This is a genomic window from Stenotrophomonas sp. YJH_SMC_94-11 (genome assembly GCF_059370435.1).
In genome coordinates, this window is record NZ_JCAFTR010000001.1 from 155,321 (window position 1) to 179,332 (window position 24,012).

The following is a 24,012-nucleotide window of genomic DNA, read 5'->3' on the forward strand; positions in this document are numbered from 1 at the left end:
ATGGACGGCACGACCTTGATGGTGACCGTGCTGAGCATGGTCGGTGTGCGCCTGCCGGTGCTGATCGCGCTGTGCGTCGGCCTGGTCTGGGTGGTCGGTGCGCCGCGCGATGCGACCCGCACCGGCGCCCTGGTCGGCCTGCTGCTGTTGCTGTTGACCAGCCTCGGTGGGATGGCGGCGGGCATCCTGCCGATGTGGATGGTCCGCAGTGGTGATTTCAGTGCCGTGTCGAGCCTGAGCGCCATCCTCGGCGTGCTGCATTTCGCGCTGGCAATGGTCGAGGCCATCGGCGTGGTGCTGCTGGTGTGGGCGCTGGTGCGCCTGCTGCGGCTGCGCGGCAACGCGGTGCAGTGACACCGCGGTGACGGCCCAGGGCCGTCGCCAGCAGCGTCCGGCGTGTTCATCCAGCCGCCGGGCGTCGCCGCTGCCCCGTTCAGGCAGCCAGCGGCGGCGGACATGGCCGGCCATGCGACAATGACCGGCCCGATCCAGCCACGGTAATTCCCGGCGTGACCGAAACCGTCGCCGCTCCGCGCACGCTCGATGACCCCTTGAAGGACGCGATCCGCAAGGCGTACACGACGCTGCAGGCCAATACTCCCGGCTTCTCCACCCGCCGCTCGCAGAGCCAGATGATCGGCGTGGTGTCACGCGCGCTGTCGAAGAGCGGCGGCGTTGGCGTGGTCGAGGCGCCGACCGGCGTCGGCAAGAGTCTGGGTTACCTCACTGCGGGCGTACCGATTGCGCTGGCCAGCAAGAAGAAGCTGGTGATCAGCACCGGCACCGTGGCGCTACAGTCGCAACTGGTCGAGCGCGATATCCCGAATTTCCTCAAGGCCACCGGCCTGGAAGCAACCGTGGCGCTGGCCAAGGGCCGTACCCGCTACCTGTGCACGCGTAACGCCGCCGAAGCACAGGGCGAGGGCTCGCAGGGCGGCATGTTCGAGGATGATGCACCACTGTTCGACCGGCCGCTGGCGCCGATCGAGATGGACATCGCCAAGCGCCTGACCGATGCCTTCACCGGCGGCAGCTGGGACGGCGATATTGACAATGCGCCGGAGACCATCAGTCCCGGCCTGCGCAGCCGCATCACCACGCCGGCCTCGGGCTGCGCCGGGCGCCGTTGTGCGTATTCGGCGCAGTGCGCGGTGCTGCGTTCACGCAACACCGTGCGCGATGCGCAGATCGTGGTCACCAACCACGCGCTGCTGCTGTCGGCGCTGTCGATCGGCGACAGCGACAACGGCCAGCCGTTGATCGCGCCGCCGTCGGACATGCTGCTGGTGCTGGACGAAGGCCATCACATCGGCAACGTGGCGATCGACCAGGGCGCGGCCAGCCTGGCGCTGGATGAAATGGCCAAGCGCACCGGGCGCCTGCAGATCCTGATTGCCGGTGCCTACCGCGCGGTCGACAAGGACCGCCTCGGCAACCTGCTGCCGAACGAAGCGATCGAGGTCGCCAGCAACGTCGCCAAGCAGCTGCGCGCGTTCCGCGATCACATCGAGCGGGTGTGGATGCCGGCGCCAGCGGACGAGGAGCCGATGTGGCGCGCGGCCAACGGCCGTTTGCCGGAGGCCTGGCGCGAGCCGATCGAGGCACTGGCCGACGAGACCCGCAGCCTCTACAACTGGGCGCATGCCGCTACCGCGCAGGTGGCCAAGGGCAAGCCGGACGACGCCGCGCGCGAGCGCCTGCAGCGCAACCTGGGCATGGCGCTGGAAATGATCGAGCAACAGTACAACCTGTGGCAGGCCTGGCGCCGCGAGGACAAGGACGGCGCGCCGCCGATGGCGCGCTGGGTCACCGCCACCCGCGACGGCGACCTGGTGCTGCACGGCTCGCCGGTATCGGCCGCGCACGTGCTGCGCAAGCTGCTGTGGGATGAGGTGGACTCGGTGGTGATGACCTCGGCGACGCTGACCGGCGGTGGCGATTTCCAGTCGCTGGCGATCGACAACGGCATTCCGGAAGAGGCCGAGATGGTCTCGCTGTCGTCGCCGTTCGACCTGCCCAACCAGGCCGAGCTGATCGTGCCCAGGTTCCCGGTCACCCCCGACGACCGCGAAGGCCATCCCCGCGAAGTGGCGCGCTACCTCGACACCGAGCTGGATTGGGCCAAGGGCTCGATGGTGCTGTTCACCTCGCGCTGGAAGATGGAAAAGGTGGCCGGGCTGATGCCGGCGGCGCGGCGCAAGCAGGTGCTGGTACAGGGCGAGATGTCCAAGACCCGGCTGATCGAAGAACACCTGCGCCGCGTCGAAGCGGGTGAGGGTTCGGTGCTGTTCGGCCTGAACTCGTTCGGTGAAGGCCTCGACCTGCCCGGTGAAGCGTGCACCACGGTGGTGATCACCCAGGTGCCGTTCGCGGTGCCGACCGATCCGCAGACTGCCACCCTCAGCGAATGGTTCGAGGGCCGCGGGCTCAATGCGTTCAACCTGATCGCCATTCCGCACGCGCTGCGCACGTTGACCCAGTTCGCCGGTCGCCTGATCCGCACCTCCACCGACACCGGCCGTGTGATCATCCTCGATTCGCGGCTGCTGACCCGCCGCTACGGCAAGCGCATCATCGACGCGCTGCCGCCGTTCAAGCGCGTGATCGGCTGAAAAAAGGGGACGGAGGGGATTAAGTCGTTTGAGGCACAAACGACTTAATCCCCTCCGTCCCCTTTTCCCAGATGCCGGCCAGCGGCCGGCACTACCGCGTAGGGATCAATCGCCCAGCAGGGCGGTGTTGCGCACGGCGCCCTTGTCGGCGCTGGTGGCGAGCAGGGCGTAAGCCTTCAGGGCGCTGGTGACCTTGCGCGGGCGCGGCGCACGCGGTTTCCAGCCGCGTGCATCGGCCTCGCTGCGGCGCTGGACCAGCGTGGCCTCATCCAGCAGCAGGTCGATGCGGCGGGCCGGGATGTCGATGCGGATGCGGTCACCGTCTTCCACAAGCCCGATCGCGCCGCCACTGGCCGCTTCCGGCGAAATGTGGCCGATCGACAACCCCGAGGTGCCACCGGAGAAGCGGCCATCGGTGAGCAGCGCGCACTGCTTGCCCAGTCCCTTCGACTTCAGGTAGCTGGTCGGGTACAGCATCTCCTGCATGCCCGGGCCGCCCTTCGGCCCTTCGTAGCGGATCACCACCACCTCGCCCGGCTGCACCTCGTCGGCGAGGATGCCGGCGACGGCGGCGTCCTGGCTTTCGTAGACGCGTGCGGGGCCTTCGAACACATGGATCGATTCATCCACGCCGGCGGTTTTCACCACGCAGCCATCGACGGCCAGATTGCCGCGCAGCACAGCCAGGCCACCTTCCAGCGAATACGCATGTTGCAGCGAGCGGATGCAGCCCTCGGCGCGGTCCAGGTCCAGCGCGGGCCAGCGCGTGGCCTGGCTGAAGGCCTCCTGGGTGGGGATGCCGGCCGGGCCGGCCTTGAAGAAGGTATGCAGGGTGTCGTTGTCGCTGCGCACCACGTCCCAGCGTTCCAGCGCTTCGGCCAGGCTGGCGCTGTGCACGGTCGGCACTGTGGTATCGAGCAGGCCGGCGCGATCCAGTTCACCGAGGATGCCGAACACGCCGCCGGCGCGGTGCACGTCCTCGATGTGGTACTTCGGTGTGTTCGGCGCCACCTTGCACAGCTGCGGGACGCGTCGCGACAGCGCGTCGATGTGGGTCAGGTCGAAGTCGACCTCCGCTTCCTGCGCGGCGGCCAGCAGATGCAGGATGGTGTTGGTGGAGCCGCCCATGGCGATGTCCAGGGTCATCGCGTTGGCGAACGCGGCCTGGGTGGCGATCCCGCGCGGCAGCGCGCTCGGGTCTTCGCCGCCGTACCAGCGATGGCAGAGCTCGACGATCAGGCGGCCGGCGCGGCGGAACAGCGCCTCGCGGTCGGCATGGGTGGCCAGCGTAGTGCCGTTGCCGGGCAGCGACAGGCCCAGCGCTTCGGTCAGGCAGTTCATCGAGTTGGCGGTGAACATGCCCGAGCAGGAGCCGCAGGTGGGGCAGGCGCTGCGTTCAAATGCCGCGACCTTCTCGTCGGAGGCGCTGTCATCGGCGGCCACCACCATCGCGTCGACCAGGTCCAGCTTGTGCTCGGACAGCTTTGTCTTGCCCGCTTCCATCGGCCCGCCGGAGACGAACACCACCGGGATGTCCAGGCGCAGCGCAGCCATCAGCATGCCGGGGGTGATCTTGTCGCAGTTGCTGATGCACACCAGCGCGTCGGCGCAGTGCGCGTTGACCATGTACTCCACGGCGTCGGCGATGATCTCGCGGCTGGGCAGCGAATACAGCATCCCGTCGTGGCCCATCGCGATGCCGTCGTCCACGGCGATGGTGTTGAATTCCTTGGCGACGCCACCGACCTGTTCGATTTCGCGCGCGACCAGCTGGCCGAGGTCCTTCAGATGCACGTGGCCGGGCACGAACTGGGTGAAGGAGTTGGCGATGGCAATGATCGGCTTGTGGAAGTCGCCGTCCTTCATGCCGGTGGCACGCCACAGGGCGCGGGCGCCGGCCATGTTGCGGCCGGCGGTGGAGGTGCGGGAACGGTATTCGGGCATGGCTGGCGGAACGGGCGGGCCGTACGACGTGGGGGTCAGCCGATCATGGCCAATTTTTTCGGTTGCTGCTGCAACCACCTTCACCGCTTGCAGCGGCTTGGTGGTCCGCGCATTTCCCCTTATCCCCGCGCCTGCGGCGCGCCCCCTTGAACAACAAGGGGGCTTCTCGCCGGAGACTTGGCTGCGCGGGCCGGGCATAGCGCGGCGCCGCGGGGCGTGTGCCAACCAAGGTTGGCACCTACCAGTGCGGTGTGCCGCCCGGGGTCGGATCCCATCGCAGCGCGATGGGCTCTGACCCCAATGCCGACGAAAATGAAAGGCCGTTCATCTTTCCCGCTTTGCCGATTCCGGTTGTTGGTGAGGATTTGGCATCATTGGGCATGATCCGTATACAGGGCATGAGGCCATGAAACGTTCCCGCACCACCGCGCTGCTGCTGATGAGCGCTGCGCCGCTGCTGTTCACCGCCTGCCAGAAGGAGCCGGAGGTGAAGGTGCAGGAAGGCCTGTACACCTCGGTCGAGGCCTGCACCGAGGCCACCGGTGATCCGTCGTCGTGCCGCAATGCCTTTGCCGAAGCGCAGAAGCAGGCCGCCGATGCGGCGCCGAAGTACGCCAGCAAGGAAGCCTGCGAGAAGGATTACAAGCCGGAGCAGTGCGTGCAGCAGCACACCTCGGCCGGCACCTCGTTCATCGGCCCGATGATGATGGGTTTCTTCATGTCGCAGATGCTGAGCAACCGCGGCGGCCTCGCCCCGCAGGCGCCGGCGTCGGCACCGGCATACCAGGACAAGAACGCTGGCTGGGCGCGCCCGGCACCGGGCGGCACCGGTGGCCTGAACACCGCCAGCGGCATCGGCGCCGGCAAGGCCGGTCTGGCACCGGTCACCAGCGAACCGAACCGTGCGGTCACTGCCAGCCGTGGTGGCTTCGGCAACACCAGCGCACGCCGCAGCACCAGCGGCAGCTACGGCGGCTGATCGACCCATGCAGCGCATCCGGATTGCCGAGCGTGCCCAGTGGCGGGCACGCGCGGAGGAAGCGGGTTTCCGTTTCCATACCATCGATGGCCAGCCCTACTGGGATGAAAGCGCGTACTACGCGTTCACCCTGCGCCAGATCGAACAGGACATCGAAGACCCCAGTGCCGAGCTGCACCAGATGGCGCTGGACCTGGTCGGTGATGTCATCGGCAGCGAGCGGTTGATGGACCAGCTGGCGATTCCGTCGCATTACCGCGACTGGATCGCCGACAGCTGGCGCCAGCGCCAGCCGCACCTTTACGGCCGCCTGGACCTGTCCTACGACGGCACCGGTCCGGCCAAGCTGTACGAGCTGAACTACGACACGCCGACCTCGCTGTTCGAGGCCAGCTTCTTCCAGTGGCAGTGGCTGGAAGACCAGCGCAACGCCGGCCGCCTGCCGCAGCATGCCGACCAGTTCAATGCGATCCATGAGGCGCTGGTCGAGCGCTTCGGCGAACTGGCCACGCAGCTGCCGCCGCCGTTGTACTTCAGCGCGGTGGGAAGCTCGGAAGAAGACCGTGGCACTGTCGATTACCTGCGCGACTGCGCGTCGCAGGCCGGCCTGCATGGCCAGGCCATCGCGATCGAGGACATCGGCCTGTCCGAGGACGGCCGCTTCACCGCGCTGGATGATTCGGTGATCGGCACGCTGTTGAAGCTGTACCCGCTGGAAGACCTGATGGCCGAAGAGTTCGGCCGCGCGCTGCCCGGTTCGGGCGTGCAGTTGCTGGAACCGGCGTGGAAGGCAGTGCTGAGCAACAAGGGCATCCTGCCGTTGCTGTGGCAGCGCAACGTAGGCCATCCGAACCTGCTGGAGGCGCACTTCGATGACGGCAGCACGCTGGCCCCGGGCTGGGTGCGCAAGCCGCTGTTCTCGCGCGAAGGTGCCAATATCGAGATGCACCTGGCCGATGGCAGCACCCAGCGCAGCGACGGTCCCTACGACGGCCCGGCGATCATCCAGCGTGCCCATCCGCTGACCCGCTTCGAAGGTGGCTACCCGCTGATCGGCAGCTGGGTGGTGGGTGACCACGCCTGCGGCATCGGCATCCGCGAGGACGACAGTGCGATCACCCGCGACAGTGCGCGGTTCGTGCCGCACGCGATCGTCGACGAGGCGCCGACGCGGATCTACGTCTGATGACGGTGCGGCGTTGGCCTGGCCGGCATGGGCGTGCCACGCCCGCGCCGGGCCGGCATTTCGATGACGGGCGCAGCCTGCAGGCCTTCGCCGACCGCGTCGCGGTGCGTTGCCACCGCTGCGATGCCCCCGGTTGGGTGATCGCCCGATGGGAAACCTATCGATAGACCGCGCGTTTCCGCTGCACCGCTTGCAGCGCTGCATTGGACAGCGGCGACTGGGTGGGTGCGGTCCGCATTCTGGGCCGCCAGCCCTGTGGATTCTGCGGGCATCAGTGGCTGCATGTGTGTCGGCCGATTCCCGCCGGCATCCCCGCGCCTGCATCCTTCCCCGCCCGATGCGCACAGTGCGGTCGCAGCACCGAGGTCACGGTGTTGACGCGTCCCCTGCGTGACGCCGAGCCTGCCGATCCGCATTTCGGTCTGCCGCTGCGCCTGGTCGAATCGACCCGCGCGGGCCTGCTGTGGGCCTACAACGCCGAACATCTGCAGGCACTGCACGAATACGCGGGCGCGACGCTGCGCGAGGGCCGCGGCCATCATCGATCCATGTTCTCGCGCCTGCCGCAGTGGATGAAGCTGGCCCGCAACCGGGCGCTGCTGCAGCGTGCGGTGGAGCGGTTGCAGCGTCGCTTGCTGCAAGGGTAGTGCCGGCCGCTGGCCGACAGCCGAGCATGGGCTCGGCGCTACAGAATCAGGCCGTCTGTAGAGCCGAGCCCATGCTCGGCGCCGGTCAATCGCAGGGTTACAGCAACCCTTCGCGCTTCACCGCCAGGTAGCGCTCCACCAGCGCGCCCGGCAGGGCGTCGGCGGTGACGTCCAGCACCATCACCTTCTCGCTGCGCAGCGCTTCGTGCGCCTTCGCGCGCTGCTGCAGGTACAGCGCCGCGGCACCGGCCTGGGTGGCGTCCTCCAGCGTCTGCACGTCCCCCTCCAGTACGCCGTCCAGCTCGCGCTCGCGCAGGCTGGCCACGCACACCAGGTGGCGCCGTTGCAGCAGGCGCACCGCCGCCAGCAGGTCTTCGATGTCCTCGTCGCGCACGTTGCTGACCAGCATCACCAGTGCTCGCCGGCGCTGGCGCAGCGACACCTCGGTGGCAGCGGCCAGGTAATCGGTGGCCACCGCGCGTGGCTGCAGGTCGTAGCTGGCGCGCAGCAGGTGCTCGACCGTGCCCATGCCGCGCTGCGGCGCGACCCAGCGGCGTTCGCCACCGGCAGCGAACAGGCCGGCGGCATCGCCCTGGCGCAGCGCCAGGTAGGCCACCACCAGCGAGGCATTCAAGGCATGGTCGAAGTGCGAGAGACCGCCTTCGCTGGCCAGCATGCGCCGGCCACTGTCGAGCATCAGCAGCAACTGCTGGTTCTTCTCGTCCTGGTACTCGCGCGAGATCAGCTTGCGCGCACGCGCGGTGGCCTTCCAGTCCAGCTGGCGCAGGCTGTCGCCGACGCGGTACTCGCGCATCTGGTGGAAGTCGGTGCCTTCACCACGGCGGCGCTTCACGTGTGCACCGACCAGCCGCGAGGCCTGGTCGGCACTGAACAACGCAAAGCGCGTGAGCGGCACGAAATTCGGATAGACCCGCACGTCCAGTGCGGGCGGCAGCGTGCGTTGCTGCCACCACAGGCGCCACGGCGAGCGCATGCGCAGGTGCACGCCTTCGAAGCGGAAGTGCCCACGCTGCAGCGGCTGCAGGTGGTAGTGCAGCGTGGAGGCGCTACTGGCCCGCAGGCGCACGCGCTGTGGCAGCGATTCCAGCGGCCAGCCGCCGGGGACCAGGTCGAACACCTGCACCGTCATCGATTGCTCGGCCTGCAGCCGCAGCGCCGCCTCGCGGCGCACGCCCAGCGCCAGCGCTTCGGGCAGTTCGCGCTGTACCTGCGGCGACGGGCGCTGCGACTGGCGCCACAGGTCGAACAGCGCAGGCAGCGCGATGGCCACGGCGGCCAGCGCCCAGCTCCAGCGCGGCAGCAACCCGCCCAGCACCAGGCCGCCCAGGGCGGCCCAGGCCAGCAGCAGCGCCAGCAGCAGCGGGGCAGGCCTCATCGGCGCGGTGCTTCCACCTTGGCCAGCAGTGCGCCCAGCACGTCGTCGGCGTCCTGGCCTTCGATCTGCAGCTCCGGGGCCAGTGCAATGCGGTGGCGCAGTGCCGGGCGAGCAATGTCGCGCACGTCGTCCGGCGTGACGAAGTCGCGGCCGGCCAGCACCGCCTGCGCACGCGAGGCACGCACCAGCGCGATGCTGCCGCGTGGGCCGGCGCCGACCGCGATGCCCGGCCACTGCCGGGTCGCCGCGACGATGCGTACTGCGTAGTCGATCACTTCGTCATCGACGGTGATCGCCGCGGTGGCGCGCTGCAGTTCCAGCAGTTCGCCGGCACCGAGTACGCGTGGCACCTGGCTCAGGTCGAAATCGCTGGCGGCGCGGCCACTGGTGATCGCGGTCACCATGCGCTTCTCGTCCTCCAGCTGCGGGTAGTCGATCAGCACCTTCAGCAGGAAGCGGTCCAGCTGTGCCTCCGGCAGCGGGTAGGTGCCTTCCTGCTCCAGCGGGTTCTGCGTGGCCAGCGCCATGAACGGCGGCGCCAGGGTGAACGCCTTGCCTTCGATGGTCACCTGGCCTTCCTGCATCACTTCCAGCAGTGCCGACTGGGTCTTGGCCGGCGCACGGTTGATCTCGTCGGCCAACAGCAGGTTGGTGAACACCGGGCCACGGCGGATCTTGAAGCTCTCGCTCTTCGGGTCGTACACCGCATGGCCACTGACGTCGCTGGGCATCAGGTCGGGGGTGAACTGCACGCGGCCGTAATCCAGTTCCAGGGCCTGTGCCAGTGCGCGCACCAGCAGGGTCTTGCCCAGCCCGGGCACGCCCTCGATCAGCACGTGGCCACCGGCCAGCAGCGCCACCAGGATCTGGTCCAGTACATCGGCCTGGCCAATGAAGGCGTGGCCGACGGCATCGCGGATGGCATCGACGCGTTCGATCAGGCGGGCGTTGGCGGCCGCCGGCAGCTCGGGGACTTCGGTCATAGCAGGGATCTCATCTGGAGCAGCAAGCGGATGCGCTCGCGCAGGGCGGAGGAATCGTGCGGCGGAGGGGGCGTGAGCGCGCTGGCAACGCGGCCTTGCGGCCAGGACAGCAGTTCGGCGATGGCCTGTTCGCGCGGCGCGCCGTCCAGTGCGGCGGCCACCGGTGCGCGCAGGCGCAGGCGATGCAGGAACAGGGCGAGCACGGCGTCATACAGGCGCGCGCCTTGGCCGAAGCGCAGCAGCAGCTCGCCGCTGGCACGTACGTGTTCCAGCAGCGAGCGGCGTTCCAGCACCGGCGACGGCAGGCGGCTGCCGAAGCGTTGCGAACGGCCCCACAGCCAGCCCAGCAGGGCCAGCAGCAGCGGCGCCCACACCGGCCAGCCTTGGTAGAACAGGCGCGCCCACAGCGATGGCGGGCGGCTGGCGTAGACCAGCCAGAAAGTGCCCTTGCCGTAGTTCGGATCGAGCAGATAGCGGGTCAGGTCGCGGTGCGAGAGATCGTGCAGGCCGTCGCTGGCCTTGCCCGCAGCCGACGCCAGGCGTGCTGCCGGCGAATCCACCTCGCCGCGCATGAACTCCATGTCGGCCAGCACGCTCACCTTGCCCTGCCCGTGGCGCAGTCGCGCGAACACCAGGTTGCGCTCGTTGCCCCAACGCCGTTCGGCGTGTGTACGGGCGGCAAAGCCCAGCGTGAAGCGACGACCACCGCAGAACTCCACATGGCTGGGATCGTCGATGACGTGGAACGGCTGGCAGTCGCTCTGCTGGTACAGGCTGTCCACGCCCAGCTGGTCCAGCAGCGGTCCCTGCGTACTGCTGGCGTCGTCCTCTGCGGGTGGCGGCGTGCGCACCAGCAGATGGCCACCACCATCGACCCAGGCCAGCAGGGCCCTGGCCGCCGGTGCCGGCAGTTCGCTGCTGTCCTGCAGCAGCACCACCGTGTCGCGCGGACCCAGCGCCATCTGCTGCAGGTCCAGCCGCGGCCGCGAGTGCACGTCGATGCCATCGGCACGCAGGGCCTGCCCAAGCACGTACAGCGGGTTGTAGCCGGCTTCGCCCTGCGGCGGCAGCTGCACGGTCTCGGTCACCCGCTCATGCGTGCGCAGGTAGAGGATCGTCAGCGGTACGCCGAGCAGCACCAGCCCGCCCAGCAACAGCGACCAGAACAGGCGCGGGCTCATGCCAGCCACCGGTACTGCTGGCGCAGCGTGTCGGCCAGTGCATCGAAATCGGCGCGGCTGGGCAGGCGGCCACCGTAGGCGGCGTACTGCCACATGCGCACGATGCGCGCGAACAGGTCACGGTCGGTGGCATCGGGCATGCGCCGCGAGGCGCGAAGGCATTGCGCTTCGGTGGCACCGGGCGGAAGCGCGATGCCGCTGCGCTCGCCCACCGTGCGCACGCTGGCGCGGTACAGCAGGGCCAGCGCCTGACGCGGCCGGCCCTGGTCCCACAGCAGGCCGGCCTGGGTGGCCACGTCCGGCGGCAGCACGACCGGCAGCTCCACCTGTTCCTCCACCACCTGCGGTACAGCGTCGGCCTTGCGCCGGCCACTGCCGCGCAGCCACGGCAGCCACAGCCGTGCGGTCAGCAGCAGCACCAGCAGCAGGACGCCCAGCAGGGCCCACAGGCCCCACTCGGCCAGGCGCGCCAGCCAGGCAATGCCGGCCTTGCGGTTGCTGCGCTCGCCCTTGCTGCTGCCGTCGCTCTGCAGCGCCTTGTCTTCCTTCTTTTTTTCCTCGGCCTGTTCGATCGGCTTCCAGCGCGTGACCTGGCGGGTCGGGCGCTGCAGCGGATCTTCATAGGCGCGGTTCACCGCCTGGCGGAAACCGGCGGTGTCCACCGGCGCCGCACCGAAGATCATCGCCGGCGTATTGGCCGGGTCGTTGGCCGCAGTGGCGGGTTCGTCCGCGCTGTCCTCGTCCTCTTCGGCATCGCCGGCCTGCCCAGCGACCGTCTGCGCGTCCTGCGCATGCACTGGCGCGGAGGCCAGCGGCAGGGCAAGGCACAGCAGCAGCGCCAGCGACGATGCTGCCGGCAGCAGCCGCTCGCGCAGGCGGCGCAGGGCGATCTCCACGTCCCACGCTTCCATCTGCGTACGCCGGTTCAAGTACAGGCCGAAGCCGGCGCCGACATAGAACGGTCCGATCAGCACCGATGCCAGCCAGCACGCCAGGTTGAAGCCCAGTTGCGCCCAGGCAGGCGTGTCCTGGCCGATCATGTCCCATGCGGCACGCCATGATTCGGACATCAGCTCCAGTGGCATGAACATGAACACCGCGCCGATCGCACCGGACACCAGCACCCCTTCAAAGGCCATGCAGGCCAGGGTCAGCACGACGGCGGCGCCCGCGGCACCGGCCGCCACGGCGCGGCGGCGTGCACCGCGCTGGGCCGGCGCGTTGCCTTCCAGCAGGTTCACCGGCAGGCACAGGCTGCGCAGCACGCTGAAGCGGCGCCAGCCCAGGTAGCCCCAGAAGCCTGCATTGCCCCAGCTGCGCTGCCAGCGCAGCGCTGCCAGCGCGCCCACCGGCTCACCGAAGATGCCGCGCGACAGCACGTACAGCGGCGCTCGCTCGAATAGTGGCTTGCACCACCACATCGCCAGCCAGGCCCAGCCGAACGCATCCAGCCACCAGCCCAGCGCGTTGAAGATCACGAACAGCGGTGCACTGGCCAGCAGCCAGCTGCCCCATACCGCACGCGCGTGGCGGCGCGACAGGGCGCTGCCCAGCTCCATTGCTTCCCAGCCACTGCGCGCGCGCAGCGCCACGTCCAGGCGGTCAATGCGCATTGCCGCCTCCGCGCCCGCCGCGCCACAGCCACAGCAGCACGCCGGCCCACAGCACGCCGGCCACGCTGAACTTGCCCCACGCCGGCACTTCGGCAATCGACGACCAGAACGCTTCGATGAACGCGGCCACCAGCAGCATGAACGCCACGCCCAGGCACAGCCGGGCCCCGATGCGGCCGCCTTCGACCAGGGCATCCAGGCGGCTGCGCCGGCCGGGGGCCAGCAGTTTCATGCCCAGCTGCAGGCCGGCACCGCCGGCGATCACTATCGCGGTCAGCTCGAACGCACCATGGCCCGCGACGAAGCGCCAGAACGGATCGCCATGGCCGATGTGCTGCAGGTGGCCGGCCACCGAACCGATGATCACGCCGTTGAACAGCAGCACCAGCAGCGTGCCCAGGCCGGCCAGCAGGCCACTGGCGAAGGTACGCAGGGCGATGCTGATGTTGTTCAGGATGTAGTGGCCGAACATCATCCAGTCCGTGCCGCTGTCACGCCCGAGGCGCTCGGCCGCTGGATCGTACATGCGCTCCATCTCGGCGATCTGGCGGTTGTCCATCACCATGTGGATCAGGTCCGGGTAGAGCTGCGCCAGCACGAAGCAGGCCACCGCCGGCAGCGCGAACATCGCCAGTGCCACCCACATGCTGCGCGCCTGGCTGCGCACCAGCAGCGGGAAGTCGGCCACCAGGAATTCAAGTGCACCGCGCCAGCGCGTCGGCGGCGTGCGGTACAGCACGCTGTGGCCCTGCTGCATCAACTGCTGCAGGCGCTGCACCAGCTGCGGGCTGTAGCCGCGCTCGCGGGCCAGTGCCAGCTGCTGGCACAGGCGCCGGTAGCGCTGCGGGAAGGCGGCGTCGTCCACTGCCAGCGCGCTGGCCTTGCGCCGCGTGCGGCGCGCAGCACCAGCACGCAGCAGCAGCCAGTGTTCCAGGTCCTGCCATTCCTGCTGGTAGCGGGCGACGAACTGCTCCTGCTTCATCGCCGCCCCAACAGCCAGTTGGCCATGGCATACAAGCGCAGTACGCCGACCTGGCCGTGGGTGCCGGTCAGCGGTTCGGCGATGCCGGCCAGTTCCTGCTGGCGGGCCGCCGACAGCCGTGGCGCGCGCTCGGCGAAGGCCATCAGCGCGGCCTGCTCTTCCGGTCGCAGCGGCTGCGGCGGGGCCAGCACGCTGTCGATGGTGGGCGGAGGCGGCAGGTACAGCACGGGCGCATGCACCACCACGGTGCCGGCCACCAGATCGCCCAGGCGACGGCCATGGGGATCGAACAGGCTGCTGATCAGGCCCAGTGCATAGCCGAACGGCAGCATGTCCACGGTGCGCAGCAGGTTGCGGGTGATGGCAGGCATCCAGCCTACCGGCGCGCCATCGCGCGCAAGCACGCGCAGGCCCAGCGCGCGCTTGCCGAGGGTACGGCCCCACAGCGCTTCGCAGACGATCGGGTAGGCCCAGTAGACCAGGAACATCAGCACCAGGCCGAGCCCGGAGCCGAACGAATCCAGCAGTGCCAGTGGAATCGACATCACCACCAGTACCGCGATGCGCACGCCCAGATCCACCAGCCACGCCATCGCCCGTGGCACCGGGCCGGCTGCCGGCAGCTGCAGCGGCACACCCTCCGGCGTCACCACCTCGCGGTAGGTATCGAGCATCGGTGCGGCCATCAGTGCGATGGCCTTCGTTGTGGGCGCCGGAGTCCTCTCCGGCAGGCAGCCACAGGCATGGGGGTCTCGACAGGTCCTGGTCGGGCCCAGACTTTAGCAGAGCCGCATGGCGGCGTTGGCTGCTCAGCCCAGGTATTCGTCCTTCAGCCGCACGTAGTGGTCGGCCGAGTAGTGCAGCGACTCGATCTCCTTGTCGCTCAGCGTGCGCGCCGGGCGGGCCGGATTGCCCACCCACAGCTCGCCTTCGCCAACCACCTTGCCCGGGCCGACCACCGCACCGGCGCCGACGAAGCCATGGCGCTCGACGCGCGCACCATCGAGGATGCAGGCGCCCATGCCGATCAGGCTGTAGTCGCCGATCGTGCAGGCATGGATGATGCAGCCGTGGCCGACGGTCACGCCTTCGCCGATCAGGGTCGGGTAGCCGGCCTTGTTGTAGGGGCTGTGGTGGCTGACGTGGATGATGGTGCCATCCTGCACGTTGGTGCGCGCGCCGATGCGAACGTAATTGACATCACCGCGGATGACCGTGCCCGGCCACACTGATACGTCCTCGGCCAGCTCCACGTCACCGATGACGGTGCAGGCCGGGTCGATGTACACGCGCTCGCCGAGGACGGGCATCTTGTCGCGGAAGGGGCGCAGCGGGTTCATCGAAGTCTCCGGAAATCAGGGCGTTCGCGACGATGATACGCGTGCGTCCGCTGGGGGAGGTACCGCCCTGGGCCGCGCGGATACACAGTAGATCCACGCCATGCGTGGATGGTGATCTCGGTGCCGACCAAGGTCGGCAGCTACCAGAAACGGGTGCAACCGCTCAGGACGGCGCGTGCTCGGCCAGCATCCGCCGGAACAGCACGTCCAGCCAGGCGCTGTCGCCCTGTCCGGCCGGCAGCTGCGGGGCCTGCGCCGCGCGAACGGCCATCGCATGGTCAATGTACTCGCTGATGAGCGCGATGCGCGGACGAGCGCTGACCTCGGCGCTGGCGCGCTTGACCACCAGCAATGCGTCGATGGCGTGGCGCACCGGGCCGTCCGGCAGCAACCGGTCCAGCAGATCCTCGAAGGCCATCGGCGGCGGCGTGGGCTCGCTCTCGATCCACTGGCAGGCAAGCAGGGCGCGCAGCACATACAGGTACTTCTTGGTGCTGATGGTGGGCTCACCCAGGTGGCGGCTGTGCGTGGTCCTGGCCATGCTCATGTAGTGCCACCAGCTGCCCAAGGGTGAGTAGAAGCGTTGGGCCGCTTCCCACAGCAGTGCCACCGCAGCGTCATCCTGCCGGTACACGATCGGCGAGCGCAGCCATTCGATCAGTGTCGGATTGGATTTTGAGACCAGCCGCAGTGCCTTGCGCAGGTCCCAGCCGCTGACGTCGAGCTCATCGTCGATCGGCAGCTCGATCACATCGCGCTGCGCATCGCCCGGGCCGGTGCTCTCGTTGACGCTGAGATACCACGGCTGGCGATGCACGTAGATGAAGCGTGCATCGTAGTCGCTGTCCGGCGAAGAGAAGCCCCAGCCACGGCTGCCGGATTCGCAGGCCAGCAGCACACGCACATTGTGGCGCTGTTCGATGTCGGCGAGGCTGGAAAGAATGGCGGCGCGCTTGTCCGGCGTGATCGGGTGGATGTCGTCCATGCAGTTGTGTTCTTAATGTCGAGCGTTCCCGACTGTAGCGCAGGTCTGCATCGCTGCGCTCGCCGGGCATGGCCCGGCGCTACCAGAGGGTGACGTTCGTCGACGAGGCATGACGGGGTAGCGCCGGGCCAAGCCCGGCGAACGCGATCACGGCTCGTAGCTGTAGCCCATGCCATACACCGAACGGATCGGTTCGCCTTCCATGCCGGCGTCAGCCAGCTTGCGGCGCAGGTTGCGCACGTGGCTGTCGACGGTGCGGTCGACCACCACGCGGTGGTCCAGATAGAGGCGGTCGAGCAGCTCGTCGCGCGCCCAGATCCGGCCCGGCGTGGCCAGCAGCGTGCGCAGCAGGCGGTACTCCACCGGCGTCAGGTCCAGGCCCTTGCCGTTCCAGGTGGCGCGTGCTGCCGGCTCGTCGATATGCAGCCCGCTGTTGGCACGCGCAGCGGGGTCCGGGCGGTAACGGCGCAGCACCGCCATCACCCGTGCGACCACTTCGCGCGGACTGAACGGCTTGCAGATGTAGTCGTCGGCACCGATGTCCAGGCCCAGCAGGCGGTCGATCTCCTCCACCCGTGCGGTGACCATGATCACCGGTACATCGCTGCTGGCGCGCAGTTCGCGGCACAGGTCCACGCCATCGCGCTGCGGCAGCATCAGATCCAGCAGCACCAGGTCGGGCTGGTAGCGCGCAAATGCGTCGATCACCTGGCCGCCATCGTCCACCCATTCGCTGGTCATGCCGGCGGCGGCCAGGTAGTCGCGCAGCACCGAGGCCAGGCGTGGCTCATCCTCGACGATCAGGATCTTCGAGGACGCGGCGGTGGACAGGCTCATGCAGGCTCCGGCAGGGTAATGACCACGCGCAGCCCGCCCAGCGGCGATGGCTCGGCGTGGATGAGGCCGTGGTGGGCGAGGATGATGTTGTGGCTGATGGCCAGGCCCAGCCCGCTGCCGCCGCTGGCCCGGTTGCGCGAGCTCTCCACCCGGTAGAAGCGCTCGAACAGCAGCGCGCACTTGTCCGCCGGCACGCCTGGCGCGGTGTCTTCCACGATCAGCTGCACGCCGCCAGGCACGCGCGCTGCCTGCACGCGTACGCGGCCCCCGGCGTGGGTGTAGCGCAATGCGTTTTCCAGCAGATTGGCCAGCACCTGCTGCAGGCGTCGTTCGTCACCGGATACCTGCAGCGGTGTGGCGGGCAGGTTCTCCTCCAGTGCCAGCCCGGCCGTGGAGAAGCGCACGCGCATGCCATTGAGCTCGCTGCGCAGCAGCGCCGCCAGGTCCAGCGGTGCGAAGCGGTAGGCCAGGCCGCCGGACTGGGTCATCGACAGGTCGTGCAGGTCGTCGATCAACTTGCCCAGTTGGCGGATCTCGCCCTGCAGGGCACCGAGGTTGGCGCGGTCCAGCGGGCGGATGCCGTCCTCGATGGCTTCCAGTTCGGCACGAACCACCGCCAGCGGCGTGCGCAGTTCGTGCGAGATATCGGCGATGAAGGCACGGCGGTTGCGCTCGGTGTCGTCCAGCGCCTGCGCCATCCGGTTGAAGTCGTTGACCAGTGCATCCAGCTCGTCGTCGCTGGTGCGCTCGATGCGGGTGGCGTAGTCGCCAGCGGCGAGCCGGTGGGTGGCCGCCGCCAGTTTGGCAAGGCGCTGGCGCAGCGCGCGCGATACCAGCCAGGCCAGCAGCACCGTCACCAGCAGCAGCGCGATGCCGATCACCCACCACGCACGCATCTGGGTGTTGTAGAAGTTCAGGTCGTTGGTGGCGATGACGGTCTGGAACGGCACCATGCCCAGCCAGCCGACCGTGTGCCCGTCCACCTGCACGGCGTGCGGCTCGTCGTCGCTGGTGGCGTCCGGGTTGCCGGCTACGAACCGATGCTGTGCATCGAACAGGCCCAGGCGGGAGGGAACGCCGGTCTGGTCGGACAGCGGTGGCACGGGCCCCTCGTGCCCATGGGCCAGATCCGGGCGCAGCAGCCGCGCCCAGCGGTCACTGTCGCCGCGCAGGTGCTCCCAGCCGCCGTGCGCACTGTACTCGCGTTGCAGGTGCGGCATCACGCGCTGCATGCGCAGGTCGCCCTGGTCATTGAGGTAGTCCAGGAAGCCGGTCTGGAACGCCACGCGGCTGGCAATACCGTTCACTGCCAGCACCAGCAGGCAGGCGGTGAAGATCGCGAGGAAGGTCTTCGCGGTCAGGCCGAATTTGAGTCGAATCTTCGCCATCGCGGGGCCATTAGCGGCGCATGCGGCGCCGAAAGCAAGCGCCCGCTGAGCCGGTCGCACAATCTCCATATTCTCTGCACAGTTCCACGGCAGCGTGCACGGGTCAACGCAAGGCCCCCACGCCCCCCATGTCACTCCTGCGCCCGCTGTCCCGCTCCCCCCTTCCGCTGTTGCTGCCCCTGCTGCTGGCCCTGGCGGCCTGCTCGGCGGGCAGGCCCGAGGCCCCGGCCACCCCTGAAGTGGGCGTCATCACTGCCAGCGTGCAGCCGCTGGCCCTGCAGCAGACCCTGCCCGGTCGCGCCGTACCGTTCGAGGTGTCCGAGGTGCGCCCGCAGGTCGCTGGGCTGATCCGCCAGCGGTTGTTCACCGAAGGCCAGCAGGTCAAGGCCGGCCAGCTGCTTTACCAGATCGATCCGGCGCCGTACCAGGCCGCCTTCGATACCGCGCGTGGCCAGCTGGCGCAGGCCGAGGCCACTGTGTTGTCGGCGCAGCCGAAGGCCGAGCGCACCCGCACGCTGCTGGGCATGGATGCGGCCAGCAAGCAGGACGCCGACGATGCCACCTCGGCACTGAAGCAGGCCCAGGCCAATGTGATCGCCGCGCGCGCTGCGCTGCAGGCGGCCCGCATCAACCTCGACTACACCCGGGTTACTGCACCGATCGATGGCCGCATCGGCACGTCCAGTGTCACCGCTGGCGCGCTGGTCGCCGCCGGCCAGGACGCGGCGCTGGCAACCATCCAGCGGTTGGACCCGGTCTATCTGGATGTCACCCAGTCCAGCACGCAGATGCTGGCGCTGCGCAAGCAGCTCGATGCCGGCCGGGTGAAAGCCATCGACGGCAAGGCACAGGTGAAGGTGCTGCTGGAGGACGGCAGCACGTACGCGCATGAAGGTACCCTGGAGTTTGTCGGCAGCGCAGTCGACCCGGGCACCGGCAACGTGGTGCTGCGCGCGGTCATTCCGAACCCGGAGGGCCTGCTGCTGCCGGGCATGTACCTGAGGGCGGTGTTGCCGATGGCCACCGATGCGCGCGCCCTGCTGGTGCCGCAGAAGGCGGTGCTGCGCAATGAACGTGGCGAGCCGCTGCTGCGCCTGCTCGACGCAAAGGACCGCGTGGTCGAGCGCCGGGTCAGCACCGGCCAGGTAGTGGGCAACCAGTGGCAGATCACGCAGGGGCTGAAGGCTGGCGATCGGGTGATCGTCAGCAACGGCAGCGCGGTAGCGCTTGGCCAGCAGGTGCAGGCGGTGGCGGCCACCACCGCGCAGCTGGCCGCAATGCCGGCGATCGACCCGACCGGCAACACCGACGAAACGTCGCACTGAGGCCTGCCGCGCATGGTTCGTTTCTTCATCGACCGGCCGATCTTCGCCTGGGTGATCGCCATCGCGGTCAGCCTGCTCGGCCTGCTCGCGATCCTGATCCTGCCGGTGGACCGCTACCCGCAGATCGCCCCACCCACCATCACCATCCGCGCCACCTACACCGGCGCCTCGTCGCAGACCGTGGAAAACGCGGTCACCCAGGTCATCGAGCAGTCCCAGCAGAGCCTGGACCACCTGATGTACATGACCTCCACCAGCGCCTCCGATGGCTCGGCGCAGGTCAACCTGGTGTTTGCCACCGGCACCAATCCGGACACCGCGCAGGTGCAGGTGCAGAACCAGCTGCAGGCGGCGATGGCGACGCTGCCGCAGGCGGTGCAGCAGAACGGCCTGACCATCACCAAGTCCAGTGGTTCGATCTTCGAGGTGCTGTCGTTCACCAGCGAAGACGGCAGCATGGACAACTTCGATGTCGCCAACTTCATGGAAGCGCGCATCGACGACCAGATCAGCCGCCTCAGTGGTGTCGGCAACATCCAGCCGATCGGCCAGGAATACGCCATGCGCATCTGGCTGGACCCGGAGAAGATGCGCCAGTACGCGCTGATGCCGTCGGACATCGAGACCGCACTGCAGGCGCAGAACACCGACGTCTCGGCCGGTGAGTTGGGTGGCCAGCCGGCACTGAAGGGCCAGCAGCTGGACGCCACGGTCACCGCGCGCAGCCGCCTGCACACGCCCGAACAGTTCGCGCGGGTGGTGCTGAAGGCCGATGCCAACGGCAGCGTAGTGCACCTGGGCGACGTGGCGACGATCGGCCTGGGGCCGGAGAGCTACGACAGCATCAGCACCTTCAACGGCAAGCCGTCAGCGTCGCTGGGCATCGAGCTCAATGCCGGCGCCAATGCCATCGCCGTGTCCAAGGCCATCGAGACCCGCCTGCAGCAGTTGCAGAAGTACTGGCCGCACGGCTACACCTACCACGTGGCGTTCACCACCACGCCGTTCGTGACCATCTCGCTGAAGGAAGTGGTGATCACCCTGATCGAGGCGATCATCCTGGTGGTGCTGGTGATGTACCTGTTCCTGCAGAACTGGCGCGCCACCCTGATCCCGACCATCGCGGTGCCGGTGGTGCTGCTGGGCACCTTCGGCGTGCTGGCGGCATTTGGCTATTCGATCAATACCCTGACCATGTTCGCACTGGTGCTGGCCATCGGCCTGCTGGTGGACGATGCCATCGTGGTGGTGGAGAACGTGGAGCGGGTGATGACCTTCGAAGGGCTGGCGCCGAAGCCGGCCACGCTGAAGGCGATGGGCCAGATCACCGGCGCGCTGGTGGGCATCGTGCTGGTGCTGACCGCCGTGTTCCTGCCGATGGCGTTCTTCAGCGGTGTCACCGGCGTGATCTATCGCCAGTTCTCGGTGACGATTGCCGCTGCGATGATCCTGTCGGTGCTGGTGGCGATGACCATCACCCCGGCCCTGTGCGGCAGCATCCTGCACCAGATTCCCAAGGGCGGCCATCCGCATGGCGACCACGGCGGTGAGCCGAGCCTGCTGGGCAAGTGCTTCATCTGGTTCAATCATCGTTTCGAGCGCACCTCCAACGGCCTGCGTCGCCGGGTGGATGGCTTCCTTGGCCGGCGCACGCTGGGCGTGGTGTTCTACCTGGCGCTGAGCGTGGCCACCGGCCTGCTGCTGTGGCACCTGCCGGGCGCGTTCCTGCCCGATGAGGACCAGGGCATGCTCAACGCGCTGGTGAAGCTGCCGGCCGGTGCCACCCTGGAGCAGACCCGCGCGGTGATGGATCGCCTGAGTGCCGCCGCGGTGAAGGACGACGGCGTGCTGTCGATCCAGGCCACCGCCGGTTTCAGTGTCACCGGCAGCGGCCAGAACGTCGGCCAGGCCTTCATCCGCCTGAAGGACTGGGATGACCGCAAGGATGACGCCGACACCATTGCAGCACGGTTGACCGCGGCCATGGCCAGCGTGCCCGATGCGCAGGTGTTCATCACCTCGCCACCGGCCATCCTTGGCCTGGGCGATGCGGGCGGTTTCACCCTGGAACTGCAGGACGAAGGCGGCGCCGGCCATGCCGCCGCCGTGGCCGCACGCAACACGCTGCTGAAGGAGGCCGCCAGGGATCCGAAGCTGGTCAACGTGCGCTACGCCAGCCTGGAAGACGCGCCGGTGTATGCGGTGAAGGTGGACGACGCCAAGGCGCAGGCCATGGGCGTGAATCCGCAGGACATCAATGACACCTTGAATGCGGCCTTGGGGGGCGACTTCGTCAACAACTTCATCTACAAGGGCCGCATCAAGAAGGTGTTCATCCAGGGCACCGCCGAAGCGCGCATGCAGCCGCAGGACATCGAGCGCTGGAGCGTGCGCAACCAGGTCGGCCAGATGGTGCCGCTGTCGTCGCTGGTCAGCGCGCACTGGACCAGCGCGCCGGCCGCGCTGCAGCGCTACAACGGCGTGTCGGCGATGGAGATCACCGGCCAGCCCGCGCCGGGCGTCAGTTCCGGTGAGGCGATGGCCGAGATCGCGCGCCTGGCCGACGCGCTGCCGGAAGGCTTCAGCCATGCCTGGTCGGACATGGCCTACCAGGAACAGCTGTCGGGCAATCAGGCGCCGATGCTGTACGCCATCTCGCTGCTGTTCGTGTTCCTGTGCCTGGCCGCGCTGTATGAAAGCTGGGCGGTGCCGTTCGCGGTGATGCTGGCGGTGCCGGTGGGCGTGTTTGGTGCGGTGCTGATGATGAACCTGCGTGGCCTCAACAACGACGTGTACTTCCAGGTCGGCCTGCTGACCACGATTGGCCTGGCGGCCAAGAACGGCATCCTGATCGTCGAGTTCGCCCGCATCCTTGAACAGCAGGGCAGGAGCACCCGCGAGGCGATCCTGCAGGCCGTCTATCTGCGCCTGCGGCCGATCGTGATGACCTCGCTGGCGTTCCTGATGGGTGTGCTGCCGCTGGTGTTCGCCACCGGCGCTGGCTCGGCCGCGCGCCGCTCGCTGGGTACCGGCGTGGCCGGCGGCACGGTCGCCTCGATGGTGCTGGGCATGTTCTTCGTGCCGTTGTTCTACCTGCTCGTGCGCCGCCTGTTCCCGGGCCGCGCGCCTGCCGAAGCCACTGCCCCGGAGGCAAGCCCATGAAGCCGATGCTGCTGCGCGCCATTGCGGCCGCAACGATGACCACCGTGCTGGGCGGCTGCGTGAGCATGGCGCCGCATTACCAGAGGCCCGAGGCGCCGGTGCCGGCACAATTCGGCAATGCCGCCACGGCCGAGGCCGAGCCAGCACTGGCGGTGCCAGCCTGGCGCGAAGTCTTCCTCGAGCCGCGCCTGCAGCAGGTGATCGCGCTGGCGCTGCAGAACAACCGCGACCTGCGCGTGGCCATGCTGCAGGTGGAGAAGGAACGCGCGCAGTACCGCATCCAGCGCGCGGCGCTGCTGCCGTCGGTGGATGCCAGCGGCAGTGTCACCCGCTCGCGGGTAAGTGATGCCAACAGCGAGACCGGTGCCACCCAGGTAACCGAATCCGATGCCGTGCAGGTGGGTATCAGCAGTTGGGAACTGGATCTGTTCGGACGCATCCGCAGCCTGAAGAACGAGGCCCTGCAGAACTGGCTGGCCAGCGCCGAGAACCAGCGCGCCGCGCGCACCAGCCTGGTGGCCGAAGTGGCCACGGCGTGGCTGGCGTTGGCAGCGGACGAGCAGTCACTGGCGTTCACCCGGCAGACCCTGGACAGCCAGCAGCAGACCCTGCAGCGCACCGAGGCCCGCCACGCCCAAGGCCTGGCCTCGGGCCTGGACCTGTCGCAGGTACAGACCAGCGTCGAAGCCGCGCGCGGTGCGCTCGCCAAGCTGCAGACGCAGCAGGCGCAGGATCGCGATGCATTGCAGTTGCTGGTGGGGGCGCCGCTGGATCCGGCCTTGCTGCCAACCGCGCAGGCGCTGGATGGCAGCGTGGCACTGGCGCCGCTGCCGGCCAACCTGCCGTCCAGCGTGCTGCTGCAGCGCCCGGACGTGTTGTCCGCCGAACACGTACTACAGGCGGCCAATGCCGATATCGGTGCCGCGCGCGCTGCATTTTTCCCGACGCTGACATTGACCGCCAATTACGGCCACAGTTCCACCGCGTTGTCGACGCTGTTCTCGGCCGGCACCCGTGGCTGGTCGTTCGCGCCCAGCATCACCGCGCCGATCTTCCACGCCGGCGCGCTGAAGGCATCGCTGGATGCCTCGAAGATCGGCAAGGACATCGGCATCGGGCAGTACGAGAAGGCGATCCAGCAGGCCTTCAGTGAAGTAGCCGATGCGCTGGCCACGCGCGATCACTTGACCGTGCAGATGGACGCACAGCGCGCGCTGGTGGCCGCCAACCAGCGCAGCTACACGCTGGCCGATGCGCGTTACCGCACCGGGCTGGACGGCTATCTGCAGGCACTGGATGCGCAACGCAGCCTGTTTGCCGCGCAGCAGGACCTGATCGCGCTGCAGCAGCAGGAGGCGGGCAACCGGGTGACGTTGTTCAAGGTGCTGGGCGGCGGGGCCGACGCACGCTAGCTGCCGACCTTGGTCGCACGAAGGCATGGAATGTCGCGGT

At 68.5% G+C, this 24,012-nt stretch carries 18 protein-coding genes and 1 pseudogene; 8 read left to right on the forward strand and 11 right to left on the reverse strand.

The features are described 5' to 3' along the window. Entirely contained in the window at positions 1-354 is a 354-nt protein-coding gene (locus tag AC5P74_RS00700) for a hypothetical protein (RefSeq protein WP_005420176.1), read from the forward strand. Positions 355-509: 155 nt separating this feature from the next. Continuing rightward, a complete protein-coding gene (dinG, locus tag AC5P74_RS00705) occupies positions 510-2,612 on the forward strand; it encodes an ATP-dependent DNA helicase DinG (RefSeq protein WP_053496799.1) in 2,103 nt (700 codons plus the stop codon). 105 nt (positions 2,613-2,717) lie between these two features. Here dinG and ilvD read toward each other — a convergent pair whose 3' ends face one another. Next, the gene (ilvD, locus tag AC5P74_RS00710; protein WP_346608022.1) at positions 2,718-4,556 is read right to left on the reverse strand and encodes a dihydroxy-acid dehydratase; all 1,839 of its coding nucleotides are present in this window, start codon (positions 4,554-4,556) and stop codon (positions 2,718-2,720) included. A gap of 406 nt (positions 4,557-4,962) precedes the next feature. Between ilvD and AC5P74_RS00715 the strand changes: the two genes are divergently transcribed. From AC5P74_RS00715 to AC5P74_RS00725, 3 genes and pseudogenes are all read left to right on the forward strand, one after another. Further along, positions 4,963-5,535 (forward strand): DUF1190 domain-containing protein, encoded by a 573-nt coding sequence (locus AC5P74_RS00715; RefSeq protein WP_005420172.1) that lies wholly within the window; start codon positions 4,963-4,965, stop codon positions 5,533-5,535. 7 nt (positions 5,536-5,542) lie between these two features. Continuing rightward, complete coding sequence (locus tag AC5P74_RS00720; protein WP_346608021.1) at positions 5,543-6,721, forward strand: glutathionylspermidine synthase family protein; 1,179 nt, start codon at positions 5,543-5,545, stop codon at positions 6,719-6,721. Next, positions 6,721-7,368, forward strand: a pseudogene (locus tag AC5P74_RS00725) (hypothetical protein). Before AC5P74_RS00720 ends, AC5P74_RS00725 begins: the two are co-directional and overlap by 1 nt. A gap of 97 nt (positions 7,369-7,465) precedes the next feature. On the opposite strand, the gene AC5P74_RS00730 reads toward AC5P74_RS00725, so the two are convergent. The 10 genes from AC5P74_RS00730 to baeS form a co-directional block, all read right to left on the reverse strand. Next, positions 7,466-8,764, reverse strand: a complete 1,299-nt coding sequence (locus AC5P74_RS00730; protein ID WP_005420169.1) for a DUF58 domain-containing protein — start codon at positions 8,762-8,764, stop codon at positions 7,466-7,468. Next, positions 8,761-9,747 (reverse strand): AAA family ATPase, encoded by a 987-nt coding sequence (locus AC5P74_RS00735; RefSeq protein WP_005411535.1) that lies wholly within the window; start codon positions 9,745-9,747, stop codon positions 8,761-8,763. The genes AC5P74_RS00730 and AC5P74_RS00735 overlap by 4 nt, the downstream gene beginning before the upstream one ends. Further along, complete coding sequence (locus tag AC5P74_RS00740; protein ID WP_005420168.1) at positions 9,744-10,928, reverse strand: DUF4350 domain-containing protein; 1,185 nt, start codon at positions 10,926-10,928, stop codon at positions 9,744-9,746. The genes AC5P74_RS00735 and AC5P74_RS00740 overlap by 4 nt, the downstream gene beginning before the upstream one ends. Beyond that, positions 10,925-12,541 (reverse strand): DUF4129 domain-containing protein, encoded by a 1,617-nt coding sequence (locus AC5P74_RS00745; RefSeq protein ID WP_495222447.1) that lies wholly within the window; start codon positions 12,539-12,541, stop codon positions 10,925-10,927. The genes AC5P74_RS00740 and AC5P74_RS00745 overlap by 4 nt, the downstream gene beginning before the upstream one ends. Then, complete coding sequence (locus AC5P74_RS00750; RefSeq protein WP_065177881.1) at positions 12,531-13,523, reverse strand: stage II sporulation protein M; 993 nt, start codon at positions 13,521-13,523, stop codon at positions 12,531-12,533. The genes AC5P74_RS00745 and AC5P74_RS00750 overlap by 11 nt, the downstream gene beginning before the upstream one ends. Beyond that, the gene (locus AC5P74_RS00755; RefSeq protein ID WP_005420157.1) at positions 13,520-14,209 is read right to left on the reverse strand and encodes an RDD family protein; all 690 of its coding nucleotides are present in this window, start codon (positions 14,207-14,209) and stop codon (positions 13,520-13,522) included. Before AC5P74_RS00755 ends, AC5P74_RS00750 begins: the two co-directional genes overlap by 4 nt. Positions 14,210-14,332: 123 nt before the next feature. Beyond that, positions 14,333-14,863: a gamma carbonic anhydrase family protein gene (locus tag AC5P74_RS00760; RefSeq protein WP_053496806.1), complete on the reverse strand. Its 531-nt coding sequence runs from the start codon at positions 14,861-14,863 to the stop codon at positions 14,333-14,335. 163 nt (positions 14,864-15,026) lie between these two features. Further along, complete coding sequence (locus AC5P74_RS00765; RefSeq protein ID WP_053496807.1) at positions 15,027-15,848, reverse strand: nucleotidyltransferase domain-containing protein; 822 nt, start codon at positions 15,846-15,848, stop codon at positions 15,027-15,029. A gap of 147 nt (positions 15,849-15,995) precedes the next feature. Then, positions 15,996-16,685 carry a response regulator gene (locus AC5P74_RS00770; RefSeq protein WP_005420147.1) on the reverse strand — a complete coding sequence of 230 codons (690 nt, stop codon included), beginning with the start codon at positions 16,683-16,685 and terminating at the stop codon, positions 15,996-15,998. Then, a complete protein-coding gene (gene baeS, locus AC5P74_RS00775) occupies positions 16,682-18,073 on the reverse strand; it encodes a sensor histidine kinase efflux regulator BaeS (RefSeq protein ID WP_070489969.1) in 1,392 nt (463 codons plus the stop codon). The genes AC5P74_RS00770 and baeS overlap by 4 nt, the downstream gene beginning before the upstream one ends. Positions 18,074-18,201: 128 nt before the next feature. Between baeS and smeA the strand changes: the two genes are divergently transcribed. Genes smeA through smeC form a run of 3 tightly spaced genes read left to right on the forward strand, consistent with a single transcriptional unit; the run spans position 18,202 to position 23,972 of the window. Next, a complete protein-coding gene (gene smeA / locus AC5P74_RS00780; protein WP_069138792.1) occupies positions 18,202-19,398 on the forward strand; it encodes a multidrug efflux RND transporter periplasmic adaptor subunit SmeA in 1,197 nt (398 codons plus the stop codon). Between the two features lie 12 nt (positions 19,399-19,410). After that, positions 19,411-22,560, forward strand: coding sequence for a multidrug efflux RND transporter permease subunit SmeB (smeB, locus tag AC5P74_RS00785; protein ID WP_346607427.1), 3,150 nt, complete (start codon positions 19,411-19,413; stop codon positions 22,558-22,560). Next, a complete protein-coding gene (gene smeC, locus AC5P74_RS00790; RefSeq protein WP_171957684.1) occupies positions 22,557-23,972 on the forward strand; it encodes a multidrug efflux transporter outer membrane subunit SmeC in 1,416 nt (471 codons plus the stop codon). The genes smeB and smeC overlap by 4 nt, the downstream gene beginning before the upstream one ends. Positions 23,973-24,012 lie beyond the last annotated feature (40 nt).